This is a genomic window from Citrobacter sp. wls711 (assembly GCF_005281055.1).
In the GTDB taxonomy this organism is placed as follows: Bacteria; Pseudomonadota; Gammaproteobacteria; order Enterobacterales; family Enterobacteriaceae; genus Citrobacter; species Citrobacter gillenii.
The window spans coordinates 312207-326889 of sequence record NZ_SZXC01000025.1 but is presented as its reverse complement, the minus strand read 5'-3'; the positions used below and the strand labels follow the sequence as shown (position 1 = coordinate 326889).

Below are 14683 nucleotides of genomic sequence, written 5' to 3'. Positions count from 1 at the left end.
CAAGTATTCCTTCAGTCTACTTAAATTGGAATAGCTGTACGGCGAGGGCTTCAAAGCTATCGTTACGGCTTTTGGGGGCGCTGCGAATTAAACTGAAATCAATATTCATCACCAGACCTTGTTCCTGTAAATATCCTTTTAAAGTTTCGTTGGCTGAGGCCAGCTAAAGTAGGAAGGTCAAAAAACGACCTTAACGTACAATAATTTTCGATATCCAAACTGACCCCTATTTTCAGCTTCGGCTGACAGTAAATGCGGTGGAGCCTTTTGTGATTCCACGGGTATCCCTGCCGTCGCAGCACCTGGAAGAACTATGTAAAACCGTATCGTGGGTATCCTCAACCACCGTCTGCAGGGCGGCAAAAACGGGTTCATCACGCGTGGTATTCGGCAGTAATGGTAAACCGTTCTGCTCAGGTTCAAACTCCGGCAGTCCTGACGGATACTGAGTCCGAATGTCGTTATCAGATGAGAATGACCAGCCTCCGCTTAAAGGCTGGTTTTAAAGCTTTCGGGATCATTCCGCGCAGCTATTTAGCGGCGACAAACCCATGGAGCTGAGATAATAGAGGTTAGGTGAAATGGGTTTTCCCTCTGCTGCTTCGAAACGCGATTTTGCCATATCGGTAAGTTCAGACACGCTAGATTTATCGTCAGCAGCACACAGTAGCACCTCGATACGAGTGGGGACCGCTATAACCAGGTCACCCGATATTGGGATCGCATGACGCCAACGGCTCAAATCCAGAACAACCGAAGCGCTGAGAGTTCGTTCTTCCGGTACAGTCAGGCGAAACCGACCGTTCCCTCCTTCAATATGAATATCACCTCGATTTCGAAGGTTTTTGATCGCAATTGGAAATAGCTCATCGTGATTGCAAAAACCATGGGCAGCACTGACTATTTCCCAGCCCGGGCCTGGGTCGATAGCATAAGTGATAAACAGACCATCAGTATACGGAATAGCTATAGGCCAATTATCAGCCGGAAGATCGGGTATCTTCGATAAGATCTCTTTGTTGCTGTCCATCCAGGACTGGCCTGAGAGCATTGGAACGATTAAATCGTAGCGCAATGAGGTATCATTGACTGGAACCGAATCTGCTGGCGTGTTTTTCGGTTTTTTAAACCATGAAAAAAGTCCCATGTTTGTATATTATCCTCGTAAGTGCTGAAAGAATTTTCTAGTTTTTAGCAATAAATATCATATCTCTATTGACGATAAAACTTGAATATTCTTATTTATGATGTATTAAACTATATTTACGGCGGTGGGCTGGTTGATCCTACCCGCGTAATGTGGACACGGCCCTAAGCGAGGTTCTGTTTTTCAAATTGTTCCGGGCTGAGACCGCCACAGACACTGTGAGGGGTCAGTTTGGATAACTTGACCATCCGGAACTGGGACGTCTACTGATGGACAGTCACCGCAATGATATCTTGCTGGTCGAGCAGATAGAGCGTCTGACCCGACTAAGTAACAGTGACTGGATGACGCTTAAAAAGCAGATCGAGCAACACGAGCTGCGGATTGTCAGCTTTAAGGCCCTGATGCACCTGCCACTCAAAGGTTTCCAGACGAAACGTCAGGCCGGCCTGCTCCGGTGCAGAGGCCGTGTCTGGTGTGTACACTCCTGAATACTGAGGTGCGGCGCACGCTGGTGATTATCAGAACATGGCGGATTAACGTTTTTTCACACTGCCGGAGGACAGCGGCTCAGCCACCACGCCGGTGTGATGGTGAGGAGGCTGCACATCAGACCTGGCTGACGGCACTGTACTGCGGGTGCAGTTATTCTCCTCATCGCACACACTGATGGTCAGCGTCTGCGGCTCAGGGCGATAGCCGGAGGTCTCAGGCATACCACCCTCCTCAGCGCGAAGCGCACCCAGCGCGGCCTGGGTCTGCAGAGCACGCTGCTGAGCGGAATTCTGCAGATTTTCACCAGCAATCCTGCACACGATTTCACGCAGCACACCACGCAGACATAAAAAAACCGGCCATTGTGGGCGGTTCGTCGTGACGGTTTCTGACTTAATGGATTTTTGCCCGGGCCGCTGCTTTCTCAGACTGACGCTCTGCAGCTCTGACAACAGGCATAAACGCTTTGACACCCGGATCCACATCCGGCGACAACATGCGCATAATTGATTTTGAATTCCTGCCGACCTCGTCTGAAATCGCTGGATAACCGCACGTGACCTTAATCAGCGTGCGCAGCATTCCTTTTGCGACTTCGATTTCACCGGCTAGGATTAACTCGTTGATCTCCTGGATAATCTGAACACGTGACCCGATGTCCTCTTTATGCAGGCGAATTATTTATCGTCTGAAATCGTTTTGCATTCACACTTGCCACCTACACTGGCAGCGGTCAGACATAATTCACCGGTTATCGGTTCGTATTTTAGCGTTGCACCTGGCATGACCTGCGCGTGTGTAACCGTGCCCTCGCTCGTCTTGGCATCAAAGGTGATGGCAAGCCCGGATTCGGTGACAATATTGCAGTGTTACTTTGTGGGGGTTTAACCCGCCGTTGCTGATTGCCGTCATATTTAATTAACGAATCAATTTAAATGTGTTTATATACTAGACATGATGCTTTAAAAAATATTTGCTATAGGTGGTGTGCGTAGGTGTATGATGACCGCACTTTTAATATTTCAAAGGGATTGATTATGGCTTTTAAAGAGTTTGCAACATTTGGTACTTTAATAACACCAAAAATACTCGTCGCCGCTTACTGGGTATTAACTATTATTTATATTATCGCTGCTGTTATATTTGCATTTAACGGTAATTTTAGCGCCAGTGGTTTAAGTATTCTTGTTTTAGTTATTACTCGCATTTCATTTGAACTGATAATGATTTCGTTTAAAAATAACGAGTTTCTGTTCCGCATTTGTAATGCACTAGAAAAAGACAAGCAATAAACATCAGCCCCGCATTGACGCGGGGCTTTTTTTGTGTAGTCAGCCATGCCGTGGATATCCTCAATGCGATTAGCGGGTTATCCACGCTGCGCGGCATCCCACCGCTGGCGCCCTATTTCCGCGCGACGGAAACGCGTTTCGCGCCTGAAAACTTGCCACACAACTTACATCTGGTTGAACTACTGAAATCCTGGGCAATAAGAAAAAATGCCGCCCCGGGACAAATTGCGCTGGCATGGCTCCTGGCGCGTAAACCCTGGATTGTTCCCATCCCTGGCACCACCAATAAAGACCATATGCTGCAAAACACAGCGGCTACCAGCGTGTCGCTGACTCTCGCCGAGATGACCGAACTCACCCGCTCACTGGACGCCATCACTATCCAGGGGCAACGTCTGCCGGATGCCGTGCAGGTTTATTCCGATGTTGAAGCACCGATGAAAAGTTAAGAGGAAGTCCCGTTATGCGCCTGTTGTTAGTCGAAGATGAAGAAAAAACGTCAACCTATCTCAACCGTGCGTTGAGCGAGTCCGGATTTACGGTAGATGTCTCTGCAGATGGCGCTGAAGGTCTTCATTACGCGCTAGAGTTCGACTACGACGCGATAATACTGGATGTGATGCTGCCGGGGATAGATGGCTACCGGGTACTTGAGGGTGTGCGAGCAGCCAAACAGACGCCGGTGCTGATGCTCTCGGCACGCGGCTCGGTCGATGAACGCGTCAAAGGGCTTCGTCTTGGCGCGGATGATTATCTGCCCAAGCCCTTTTCGCTTATTGAACTGGTGGCGCGTATTCAGGCGCTGGTACGTCGCCGCGCTACGGATGGCGCAGACATCACCCAACTGCAAATTCACGATCTGCATCTCGACCTGCTGGCTCGCCGGGTATTTCGTGGCGGAACACGGCTGGAACTGACCGCAAAAGAGTTTTCCCTGTTGAGCCTTCTGGCCCGACATCAGGGAGAGATTCTGTCAAAGATGATGATAGCTGAGCAGATATGGGACATGAATTTTGACAGCGACGCCAACGTGGTTGAAGTGGCCATTAAACGACTTAGAGCCAAAGTGGATGCGCCATTCGACGTCAAGCTATTTCATACCGTTCGTGGCATGGGGTATGTCCTCGAAGTCCGGTCCGAATAAATGAAAGGGATAAGCATGCCTAAGCATGTCTCGAGCATAATTTTATTCCTTATCATCATGTTGGCATCATCACTTAATCCATAAGTTAAGCACTTTACCGCGCCCTTCTCACTTCAGCAAATAAGCCGGCTTGTGAGCTACCGCACAGAAATTTCCTCTCTGACATCATTTGTCAAAGGCCCGTGTGATCTGCGCAAATTTCATCCGGGCATATGCGTGAGAATTTCGCCATTGATTCGGACTAATGCACGAAGTCACTCTGCGTTACGGTTTTTATACTGCCATAAACCACATAACTCTTATGGGCTAATTAAACCCATAGTCAGGCAATAGAACGCTTTTTAGGTTCAAACGCTGTACCGAAAACAGGATTATTCCTCCTGCTCTCCTTAGCAGGAAACAGCTACAGGGTAATGCTGAAACCACGCTGTCAAACCGTATGAGAAAAGGTGTTTATCAGGCTGACGGTTCAATTAAAGCCGAAGATATGATGAATGTGGACGATGTAGCCGCTGCCATTCAAATGATGGCGCAGCTGCCCGTCACGACTAACGTGTTGGAAATCACGATTATGGCTAACAACATGCCGTATGTCGGTCGTGGATAATAACTCTCTTTCCCCCAGCGAAAGCCCTCCCGTTCAGGGAGGGTGATAAATGCTCTGCTCTACTGATTAACTATCCCAGAAATAAACAAAATCTGACCATAATGTCGTACGCTTAACGTGAAGATTGAATACGATCTCATCTTACACAGGAGATAGCTACATGGCCGACTGGAACCCTGCACTTTATCTGCAATACGGCAGCGAACGCTCAAGACCCGCAGCAGAATTATTGGGCAGAGTAGCCTTAGAAAATGTCCGTTTAGTCGCCGATCTGGGGTGTGGCCCGGGCAACAGTACGGCATTGCTGCATCAGCGCTGGCCTACAGCCAAAATTACAGGCGTGGATTCATCCCCGAATATGCTCAACGAGGCGCGCGCTGCATTACCAAACTGCCACTTTGTAGAAGTCGATATCAGCGCGTTCCAGGCTGAGCAACCTCTTGATCTGCTTTATGCGAATGCGTCATTGCAGTGGGTACCGGACCACTATGAATTGTTCCCGTATCTTGTCTCTCAGTTGAAGCGTAACGGCGTACTGGCTGTACAAATGCCGGATAACTGGCTGGAGCCGACGCATGTGTTGATGCGAGAGGTCGCCTATGAACAGGATTATCCCGATCGGGGGCGTGCGTCACTTCCCGGTGTGCATGCCTATTATGATATTTTGACGGATGCTGGCTGCGACGTTGATATCTGGCGCACGACCTATTATCACATTATGGATTCACATCAATCGATAATCGACTGGGTCAGTGCTACGGGGTTACGTCCCTGGTTGCAGGATCTGAGCGAAAGTGAGCAACGAAAGTATCTGGCGCGCTACCATGAACTTCTGCAAGAGCAATATCCGCTGCAGGAAAACGGCAAAATCTTGCTGTCATTTCCACGTTTGTTTATTGTTGCCAGACGCGATTTTTAACCCCCCTTATACCTGCATTGGCCTTTCATTGCAGAGGCTAATGTGGGTAAATAGAAATAGTATTTAGCTGGTATTATTTTATTTCGAATGGTGACTATTCAACAATTACTCTTCGGTGAATTTGATATTATCATAAATTGGGCACCCCGCTTTCCATGCTTCCAATTGTGTTGCATTATTACCAGCCGGCCTTGATAACATCCAACGGGCCATAAGCTGGTCCAGTTGATTGTTTGTTTTCACATCCTTTCTGGTATTGCTGCATTTTTCTGGTTTTCTTACCGATGTCGGGGACGTTGCTACCTTGATAATTCGTACGGCAAGTTGACAACAACCACCCTGTACTGGGATTTTACGCATTTCAAATGTGATATCATCATACCCATGTCGATGACAAATATAGCTAAGTATGCCACTGGAACGTCTCAAATCTATCTGAAACGCCTGGCTAACATCATCCCGAGTAAACTCAGTTTTACGCAGAAAACCCCACCAGGCTACCGCTCTATAAAGCGACATATCACCAAGATGGCGGATCTCGTCTGGAATATGAAAATGACCATGGTGCTTTTGTCGGGCTTGTTCACCTGCCCTATTTGACTGATTTATCATAAAATTAACCTGTTTATTCACTATTCATAAAAAGAGGGTAAGCAACGTCAAATGCTTTATTGTAAAAAGCGGGAATGAAATATATCTCATGGGTTAATGCAGTGTTGATTTTAAGATGAACAATAAAGAGATATTAGCGATTCGACGAGTTATTACTTTTTTTACATGATAGCACGCAGGAATTAATTGATCTTAAGCACTGTCTTTTTGTTAGATGAAATAACCTTGTAACACGCCTGTTGGTATATTTTCACACCGTAAGATTATTATTCAATTTGTGAATTAACACTTTTGGTTAATACTTCTTCCGCGCGCGAATGATAGTGGCGATATAAACACCCCGCATCCTGATTTAGGATGCGGGGTGTTGTCAGAATAACACCTTCACACCGAACATTGCCTGAGAATCACTGTAACCACTGTCGCCAATTTGTTGACCTACGTTTCCCCAAAGGTGCAGACGCGTATTTACTTTCGCTTCAACACCAGCTCTGAGTTCAACGATATTTTTTGCGCCATCAACGTCACCCTGTATTTCATTCATTGATATCGAAAAATTTCGGGAATTATGAAGCCAGTTAGTTTCAATAAATGGCTGAAAAAGCCGGCCTTTTCCTTCATCGCGTTGGTTATAGCCTCGCAAATACACTTTACCCCCCAACCGGCTTTGCAGATTCCCTTTGCCTTTATCTCTGATCACGGTGCCGTTTGCCTCCTGATGATCGTCAGACGATACGTCCATCCAGGTCAACTGAACCTGAGGTTGTAGCCAGTAACTCAGGCGTGCCGTCTCCTTCAACTTAAAGGCATATCCTGCTTCAAGCGAGGCGGTCACTCCCCGTGAGCGATATTTCTCTGTCGCCAGTTTTTCACCGCGAACGGTGTTATCAAACCAGTTATAAAGCATCCAGCTGTCAAGATATCCCCCGCTTTTCTCCACATTGTTGGCATACCAGGTTGCGTACAATCCGGCGCTGTAACCTGATATCGAACCGTCAGCGCGGTAATGGCTGACGTCTGACCGCGTATTACTTTGGCTGTTTGCGTAGCCGAACATGACGCCCAGATGCCAGCGTTCAACCTCGCCTGAACTCCATTGTGCGACCTCACCACCTATTTGCAGAACATAACGGTTACTTTGCGTCTTCAGCTGCCCGCTACTATCACGAAACCGGGTATGCCCACCGACGTTGCGTAACCACATGCTGGTCACGTCTGGCTCACCCGTTATGGGGTCAATATAGTGACTTTCGCCCAGGCGATCGTGCAAACGTGTCGTAAACAGCGTATTTCCCGCCGATTTATTCGCAAGGTAGGCGCCTAATTCAGGGCGTAAAACCGAATCGTGAGATGCGGGTTCTTCTTGTTGGACAGGTAACACCGGTGTGTCGGGATCAATAGCCGGTTCTTCTGGATCGCGTATCGGTTCTTCAGAAGGAGTCCACGTATTGGTCAAATACCAATGATTCGAATCAGGAATGAGTGCGGAATCATCCGTATTATTTCCCCGCAGTAGCGCGTAATCATAGGCGCCCGCGATCAAACGGCCAACTGCAACAAACTCACCACCTGACTCGCCATCCACCCGCACTACCCGTGCACCATTGAGATTACTGACCGTCTGGCTGCCCAGTACCTGCAAAGCGACACGGGTGGTCCCTGATGTATTCCCCATCACATGAAGTTGGTTCACCACCGCTTTTTGTTGCACGGCATCTTCTTCTATTGTATTGAGGATAAGAAAACCGTTGTTGCTGCTGTAATTACCGCTAATGGTCAGGATACTATTGGAACGTTTTAGTGCCTCGTCCGTTCCCGGCTGGCCAAAACTGAGCATACCGTCGAGCGACAGCGAGCGGATAGTCTGACTAAAACCATTCAGATCGACAGTCGCCGTCTCATCCACAGTGAAATCTGAGTTGCGGCTAAAGGCATCCGTGCTGCCAGCCCGCAGCGTACCGTTGCGTAGCGACGTGGTGCCCGTGTAGGCATTATTTCCCGACAATAATGTAGTTCCCGGACCATTATGATTGACCTGACCACGTCCGGTTATATCTGCTGCGAGTGAAAAATCGTCACTGTTATGATTAAAATTCAGTTGAACGGTGCTGGTATTGTCGGCAGTATCGCCAAGATAGATCCACGGAACGTTAATGACGCCAGCGCGCTGCGCGACGTCCCCCTCTTCAGACCCTACGTTGACAATGCCTGTACTTCCCTTACCGACGCCTAACCATAAATACTTCCCGGATTTTACCGTGCCACCATTACTCACGGTTAGCACGCCGCGTGCATCATTGTTGCCGGTTCCGTATCCCCCTAACAAAATCGGCTTAGCGATATCCAGTAACGAATCCTCACCATCAACCCTGACGGCACCGTTACCAAACAAGTTATTGCGATCTGTTTTACCAACATAGCCGATATTCATGTGTTCGGTTGCGACCAGCTGCCCACCATTAAGAATATCGAGCTTGCCGGTGTCCTGATCGCCCACTACGACCCAGTTCGTTTTAACGGTAGATCCCGTTCCGTCAATCATGACGCTGCCGTAGGCACCGGCATAAAATTCGCCGATGCGGAGTTCATTAATTCCGCTAATTTTGCTGCCAAGCTCCACCAATAAGCGGCCACTGCCGCTGTTAGTCCCTAAAACAAGATTTCCCCCTTTCAGTATCCAGATTGCCCCATTGGTCAGGGTCACAATGCCGGCACTTCCCCGACCAATTGAGCCTGTAAGCGAAGAAATTTGGCGCCCATCAATGACCAACGCACCTGCAGAATCTTTACCAACAATCAGACCACGAAAAGTATTCCAGACGTCGTCAGTATTTTCAGTATTTGATAACAGAACACTGGCGTTATTATTAATGATCGCATCACTGGTGGCATTGGCGGGTGTATACGGTTGGGCCGCCAATAATACGCGGCTGGCTTGCAGTGTAGTTTTACTTTTATTTTCCGTGCATAACGCGGCGGATTCACGTTCACAGAGCAGTTCCTCTGCGATGGCGTCTACGGGTACCAGCAGACCTGTTGACGCTAACAGCAGTCCGGGAATAATCGCTAATCGGCCGGGGCATTTTGCAGGCATTAGCTGAAAGTTTTTCATAGATAATCCTCCTGATTATCGTGCGTACATCCTTTTAAAGCGTCAGCAGGTTAATCCTCCTGACGACATGGATTTTTTATACGAACGCCATGATTACACTTTCAACGGTTTTATCGAGACAATGATCTATTCTGTGAATGGCCTTACGCTCCGCGGAGATAAATAAGCCTTCGTATTGACAATCACAGGTTGTCGTTCATTTAATGGTCTTTTTTATCTTTACAGCGGGTATCGCATATGCGTGCCATCGCTTTTTTAAGATGTGCTTCTAGTGGCGAGGCTTGTCATCTGCTAGTGTCAGATAACGTTTCGCTGACGAGAGCCGTCATGTCTAAAATCTATTCTGGCGGTTGCCTGTGTGGTTCGGTTCGTTTTACCGCAACGACCCCTAATAATTCACATTCCTGCTCCTGTGATATTTGCCGCAGACATACGGGTGCGCCCACCGTAGTGTGGATTGAATTTAACGCTGAAAACGTAGAATGGACGGGCATTGCGGGGCAACCAGCGACCTGGCGATCATCAGAAATATCCAGCCGAGCCTTTTGTCCACAGTGTGGTAGTTCCGTGGGCGCCATCGATGACGCCCCGATTATTGCCCTGTTAGCCGGGGGATTTGACGATCCCAATGATGAGAGTCTGGCGCCACAGTTTCACTCTTTTTCCGATATGATGCCGGTATGGTGGCAAAAAGGACATGGCGAAAATTGATTCGGTTATGTCAGCTGATAGTGCTTATCGGGCATATGTTTAGCAGGTACAGTCGTTTCATCGTTCATTTGCAGCAAATCAATTTCAATCGCATTACAAATCGCATCCAGCGGCAAGTCGTTATTTTCCGTGCCGAACGGGTCTTCAAGCTCTTCTGCCAACGTGTCGAGAGAAATGAACGTATATGAAATCAGCACGGAAATGAACGGCGTCATATAGTGCAGATCGACCACCAATGCGAATGGCAGCATGATACAAAACAGATAGACCGTGCGATGCAGGATCAAGGTATAGGCAAATGGCACCGGTGTATTAGCAATCCGCTCACAACCTGCAAGTACCGCCGACATATCATTTAATCTATTGTTTAAACTGTGAAATAATATGTCAGATAGCTCGCCATTACGCCTGCGTACGGCTAACCACTCCCCCATCAACAGCAGAATACGGTTGGCCGGTGATTGGCAGGCAAAGACAGTTTGCAAATCTGCGGCACTGAGATATTTCGCTAATGGTTCCGCCTGCGGGTTACGACGCAAGGTCATGCGTAAACAGTGGGCAAAGGCGATTTGCAGACGTACAAACTGCCCCAGCTCGACGTCGTCCGGTAATGTGTTTTTTACTTCACGCAGTAGCGAACGGGAGGCAATCATTAATTGTCCCCACAGGTGTCGAGCCTCAACATAGCGCGAGTAACAGGCGTTGTTGCGGAAGCCTAAAAAGATAGCAATAGCGACGCCCAGGATACTGAATGGTGCCAGGGTAAATTTGATACCCAGCAGCGTATACCATGGCAGCATGATGATAACGGCAATGGAAAGCAGAAAATTCAGCAGCAGGCGCGAGAAAATCTTCGATAACACTGAACCATGCCAGACGAATATCAGACGCAGCCAGTGTTGTTGAGGTCGAACAATCATAGTTATCTTCGGAAAATGTGAAAGCCGCGCCATTAAACGTGATCGCGATCAATGTTGCAAGCACCTCACCGCACTAAATCCCGCCTTTTTACCTGTCTGAACAAATGAGGCGCTACCGTCTCAGACGGTAACTGAATTTAAGAAACACACTGTATGTTGTAACTAATAAACAGGTATAAAAAACCCGGCCTAAACCGGGTAACTATGTGACTATTTTAGCACAGTGGCTTCACGGCTTCGCGCATACCGTTGGACAGAATGGCGTCCAGATCGGCAGAAACCTGTTCAACCAGACCGGGAACCTGCGTCAGATCCTGCTCCCAGTGCTCGTTGACCGCCAGTACTGAGTGGACCAACGCTTGCGTGCTTATTTGACGATCGTGGTGCTGACTCCATAGCAGCTGGAAGCGCTCAATCCAGTGGGCATCATCCTGAACAGGATAAGACTCACCGTTACGCTCGCCACGATAGAAAGCAATCAACGCCGCCAGCGCAAACGTCAGACGCGCCGGCAATTGACCATTGGCCTGCTGCCCTGCCAGCAACTGCGGCAAAATACGCGTGCGGAATTTGGTCATTCCGTTCAGGGCAATCGACAACAGCTGATGCTTGATGTACGGGTTGCAGAAACGTCCGGTCACCGCGCTGGCGAATGATGCCAGCTCATCACGTGGTAAATCGAGCACCGGAATGATCTCTTCGTAAATGGCTTTTTCGACAAAAGCACAAATCTCTGCGTCATTCATCGCTTCACCCACCGTGTCTAGCCCTGCCTGGTAGGCTACCGGTACCAGCGCGGTGTGCGCACCGTTAAGGATGGCAACTTTACGCTCTTTGTACGGCTTAATATCATCAACAATCAGTACATTCAGCGGATATTTGTCCAGACGCAGTTCAGTCGCTAATGACTTCGGCCCCTGAATCACAAACAGGTAGAAGTGCTCTGCAGTATCGAGGAATGCATCGTGATAACCCAGCTCGGCTTCCAGCGTGGCCACTTCGTCACGAGGGTAACCGGTAACGATGCGGTCCACCAGCGTAGAACAAAATGCGTTAGCCTTGTCCAGCCACTGCACGAACGCGTCCGGCAACGCCCACTCCTGCGCATAACGCAGCACCAGTTCACGCAGCGCATCGCCGTTGTAATCAATCAGTTCGCAAGGAATGATTATCCAGCCTTTATCCAGCGCGCCGTCAAAATGGCTGTAACGCTCAAACAGCAGGCGGGTCAATTTGGCCGGATAGCTTACCGCAGGCGCATCGTCGAACTTGTCGCCCGCGTGATAACTGATCCCGGCTTCCGTTGTATTGGAGAAAACAAAACGCATATCAGGGTTATGCGCCAGTTTCAGGAACTCATCGTATTCGCTATAGACGCTGATTTCACGGTTAACCGAGCGAATTAAACGCGCGTCGCTGACGGCCTCGCCCTTTTCATTCAGACCACGAATGATGGTAGTGTAGAGACCATCCTGCGTGCTCAGTGATGGCGGAAATGTACTTTCGATAGGACGAACAATGACCACACCAGAATTCAGATCGGTATGTTCATTCAGTAAATCAACTTGCCAGTCAACAAAGGCGCGCAGGAAGTTTCCTTCACCAAACTGAATGATGCGTTCAGGATAGTGAGCACCGGGAAAATCGCGACGATTTAGTGTTTGCACAATGGGTTCCCTTTTTGATTAGTCATACAACCTGATTGAATTGGTCCAATAGGTTAGCAAACTTTAATACCTTGAAACCCTGTTTTGATCAATCCCCGGTAACAAATTACAGTGATTTATAGAAAAGTGTGGTGCCCGTCAGCGTTCCGTCCGGCATTTGGGCGTAGTCGGGGATCATGCCAGCTTTTTGCCAGCCACAATTGTGGTAGAACAACTCCGCACCGCTACCGGTGGCCGTGTCGAGCACCAGCATGGTTTTACGCTGTTGACGCGCACACGTTTCCAGCGCGTTCATCAGTTCCCTGGCGATACCTGTCCGTCGTGCAGGCGGATGCACCAGTAATTTGGCGACGTCGGCACGATGCGGCTGGTTTTCAGGTTGATCGATAATAAGTTGAACAGTCCCTACCAGAGTACCTTTCGCGTTCTCAGCCGCCAGCACAATTTTCTCGCCACGGACGACGCTTTGCGCGACGCCGGTCCAGAACGGCAGTGACTTATCACGGTTGAAGGGGTGTATAAAACTCACAGATGCGCCGTCATTCACGCACTGTTCGAGGATGTCGCAAAGTTCGTCGATTCTCGACAGAATTTGTTGTGCGCTGAGCACGACGCAGGGTGTAACAGAAGCCATGTTTTTCTCCTTAGATTAACCCCTTGATAGTGCGTTTAACTTTTTCGCAACACAAGGGGTCTTATCATAGGATTGTGTTATCTATGGCTGATTCATTTGGCGTACTATCCAGTGATAAATTACCGTGACAACGTAACGTTGTTGTTCTGCACTTAGCGCCTGCCCTTGCGGAATATCATGCCATTTTGCCAGACACCCGCGACAGCAGGTTGCCGTCGCGTGCTGGGCAATAAACACCGGATGCCCGCGCATTGGCGTCTGCTTACCGTCATTGACCGGGAAGGCAGGCGCCAGGCGTTTAGCAATAAAATCGGCGGCATGTTGTTCAATCACCGGCGCGCCTTTCTCTATACAATAACGTCGTTCTTTGTCACCGAGGCGAAATCGCAAACGAAAACTCGATTTCGCTAGTCGGGAAAAAAGAGGTTCGAGCGAGTTCATCAGTAAACCGAACGCCCCATCTGTTGGGTTAACTGTTCCAGCACCGCAATACCTGCCAGTGAATTCCCTGCCGGATCCAGTTCCGGGCTCCAGACCGCTATCGCCATTTCATGCGGCACAATCGCCACGATACCGCCCCCCACCCCGGATTTTGCCGGCAGCCCTACTCGCCACGCAAATTCACCGGCGTTCTGGTACATACCACTGGTCGCCATCAGCGCATTAATTTGTCGGGCCTGCATCGGTGTCACCACCGGTTCATTGAGATGAAAGGCATGCCCCTGATTAGCCAGAAAGACAAAGGTACGCGCCAGCTCCACGCAGCTCATTTTCAGCGCACAGTAGTGGAAATAGTTTTGCAGAACGGTGGCTACATCATGTTGAAAATTGCCAAAGGATTTCATCAGCCAGGCAATGGCCGCATTACGTGCCGAATGCTCAAACTCAGAGCGGGCAACTGTCGCATCATAGGCGATATCCGGCACACCGCTTAGCGCCCGTACGACTTCGAGCATGCGTTGGCGTGGCGCACTCAGACGCCCCTGCAGCATGTCGCAAACCACCAGCGCCCCGGCATTAATAAACGGGTTGCGCGGTATTCCTTGCTCCATTTCCAGCTGTACCAGAGAGTTAAACGGATGTCCTGACGGATCTTTGCCTACTCGCTGCCAGATCTCATCTTCCTGATAATGACGCATCGCCACCACCAGACTGAGCACCTTCGAGATCGACTGAATTGAAAAACGTTCTTGCGCATCGCCCGCCTGATAGTGCTGACCATCAACGGTACAAATGGCAATACCCAGTTTGGAACCATCAACGGAGGCTAATGCGGGGATGTAGTCAGCGACCTTCCCCTGACCAATCAGCGGGCGAACCTGCTGCACAATGGTTTCTAAGATTGAATTGTCCATGGCCCTGGCCACAACATGCTCCTTGCTCGCAGGTCTGAAAGGCCTGCGAGTATAACAGAGCTGAATGC

Annotated in this window: 16 protein-coding genes and 2 pseudogenes; 7 read left to right on the top strand and 11 right to left on the bottom strand. The window is 49.1% G+C overall.

Annotation, left to right across the window (positions count from 1 at the left end; translation table 11 throughout):
* Window positions 1-233: 233 nt before the first annotated feature.
* Together FDW98_RS11445 and FDW98_RS23410 are read right to left on the bottom strand one after the other, a co-directional pair.
* Window positions 234-512: pseudogene (locus tag FDW98_RS11445) on the bottom strand (IS3 family transposase); the annotation flags it as partial.
* A gap of 5 nt (window positions 513-517) precedes the next feature.
* Window positions 518-1147: a hypothetical protein gene (locus FDW98_RS23410; protein WP_096757065.1), complete on the bottom strand. Its 630-nt coding sequence runs from the start codon at window positions 1145-1147 to the stop codon at window positions 518-520.
* A 239-nt stretch (window positions 1148-1386) separates the two neighbouring features.
* On the opposite strand from FDW98_RS23410, the pseudogene FDW98_RS11440 reads away from it, so the two are divergent.
* A pseudogene (locus tag FDW98_RS11440) lies at window positions 1387-1539 on the top strand (recombinase family protein); the annotation flags it as partial.
* On the opposite strand, the gene FDW98_RS23405 reads toward FDW98_RS11440, so the two are convergent.
* Complete coding sequence (locus tag FDW98_RS23405; protein ID WP_170975203.1) at window positions 1474-1632, bottom strand: hypothetical protein; 159 nt, start codon at window positions 1630-1632, stop codon at window positions 1474-1476. The pseudogene FDW98_RS11440 and the gene FDW98_RS23405 overlap by 66 nt on opposite strands.
* Before the next feature lie 51 nt (window positions 1633-1683).
* Window positions 1684-2115: a hypothetical protein gene (locus tag FDW98_RS23635; RefSeq protein WP_226794634.1), complete on the bottom strand. Its 432-nt coding sequence runs from the start codon at window positions 2113-2115 to the stop codon at window positions 1684-1686.
* 564 nt (window positions 2116-2679) lie between these two features.
* Between FDW98_RS23635 and FDW98_RS11425 the strand changes: the two genes are divergently transcribed.
* The 5 genes from FDW98_RS11425 (at window position 2680) to tam (ending at window position 5604) form a co-directional block, all read left to right on the top strand.
* Window positions 2680-2934 carry a hypothetical protein gene (locus FDW98_RS11425; RefSeq protein ID WP_096757066.1) on the top strand — a complete coding sequence of 85 codons (255 nt, stop codon included), beginning with the start codon at window positions 2680-2682 and terminating at the stop codon, window positions 2932-2934.
* 50 nt (window positions 2935-2984) lie between these two features.
* On the top strand, window positions 2985-3383 hold the full coding sequence (locus tag FDW98_RS11420) for an aldo/keto reductase (RefSeq protein ID WP_226794636.1): 399 nt from the start codon (window positions 2985-2987) through the stop codon (window positions 3381-3383).
* Between the two features lie 14 nt (window positions 3384-3397).
* Window positions 3398-4078, top strand: coding sequence for a heavy metal response regulator transcription factor (locus tag FDW98_RS11415; RefSeq protein ID WP_096757067.1), 681 nt, complete (start codon window positions 3398-3400; stop codon window positions 4076-4078).
* 439 nt (window positions 4079-4517) lie between these two features.
* A complete protein-coding gene (locus tag FDW98_RS11410; protein WP_226794639.1) occupies window positions 4518-4685 on the top strand; it encodes a hypothetical protein in 168 nt (55 codons plus the stop codon).
* Window positions 4686-4845: 160 nt separating this feature from the next.
* Window positions 4846-5604 (top strand): trans-aconitate 2-methyltransferase, encoded by a 759-nt coding sequence (gene tam / locus FDW98_RS11405; RefSeq protein WP_096757068.1) that lies wholly within the window; start codon window positions 4846-4848, stop codon window positions 5602-5604.
* Between the two features lie 105 nt (window positions 5605-5709).
* On the opposite strand, the gene FDW98_RS11400 is transcribed toward tam, so the two are convergent.
* Both FDW98_RS11400 and FDW98_RS11395 read right to left on the bottom strand, forming a co-directional pair.
* The gene (locus FDW98_RS11400) at window positions 5710-6216 is read right to left on the bottom strand and encodes a CaiF/GrlA family transcriptional regulator (RefSeq protein ID WP_096757069.1); all 507 of its coding nucleotides are present in this window, start codon (window positions 6214-6216) and stop codon (window positions 5710-5712) included.
* Between the two features lie 370 nt (window positions 6217-6586).
* Window positions 6587-9328 carry an autotransporter outer membrane beta-barrel domain-containing protein gene (locus FDW98_RS11395; protein WP_096757070.1) on the bottom strand — a complete coding sequence of 914 codons (2742 nt, stop codon included), beginning with the start codon at window positions 9326-9328 and terminating at the stop codon, window positions 6587-6589.
* A 327-nt stretch (window positions 9329-9655) separates the two neighbouring features.
* On the opposite strand from FDW98_RS11395, the gene FDW98_RS11390 reads away from it, so the two are divergent.
* Window positions 9656-10039 (top strand): GFA family protein, encoded by a 384-nt coding sequence (locus tag FDW98_RS11390; RefSeq protein WP_096757071.1) that lies wholly within the window; start codon window positions 9656-9658, stop codon window positions 10037-10039.
* 5 nt (window positions 10040-10044) lie between these two features.
* On the opposite strand, the gene FDW98_RS11385 is transcribed toward FDW98_RS11390, so the two are convergent.
* The 5 genes from FDW98_RS11385 to glsB all read right to left on the bottom strand — a co-directional run bounded on the left by FDW98_RS11385 (window position 10045) and on the right by glsB (window position 14627).
* Entirely contained in the window at window positions 10045-10959 is a 915-nt protein-coding gene (locus tag FDW98_RS11385; RefSeq protein ID WP_269473705.1) for a bestrophin family protein, read from the bottom strand.
* A gap of 215 nt (window positions 10960-11174) precedes the next feature.
* A complete protein-coding gene (locus FDW98_RS11380) occupies window positions 11175-12626 on the bottom strand; it encodes a tagaturonate reductase (protein ID WP_096757073.1) in 1452 nt (483 codons plus the stop codon).
* Window positions 12627-12732: 106 nt separating this feature from the next.
* Window positions 12733-13260, bottom strand: coding sequence for an N-acetyltransferase (locus FDW98_RS11375; RefSeq protein WP_096757074.1), 528 nt, complete (start codon window positions 13258-13260; stop codon window positions 12733-12735).
* 81 nt (window positions 13261-13341) lie between these two features.
* Entirely contained in the window at window positions 13342-13701 is a 360-nt protein-coding gene (locus FDW98_RS11370) for a DUF4186 domain-containing protein (RefSeq protein ID WP_096757075.1), read from the bottom strand.
* On the bottom strand, window positions 13701-14627 hold the full coding sequence (gene glsB / locus FDW98_RS11365) for a glutaminase B (RefSeq protein WP_096757076.1): 927 nt from the start codon (window positions 14625-14627) through the stop codon (window positions 13701-13703). The genes FDW98_RS11370 and glsB overlap by 1 nt, the downstream gene beginning before the upstream one ends.
* Window positions 14628-14683 lie beyond the last annotated feature (56 nt).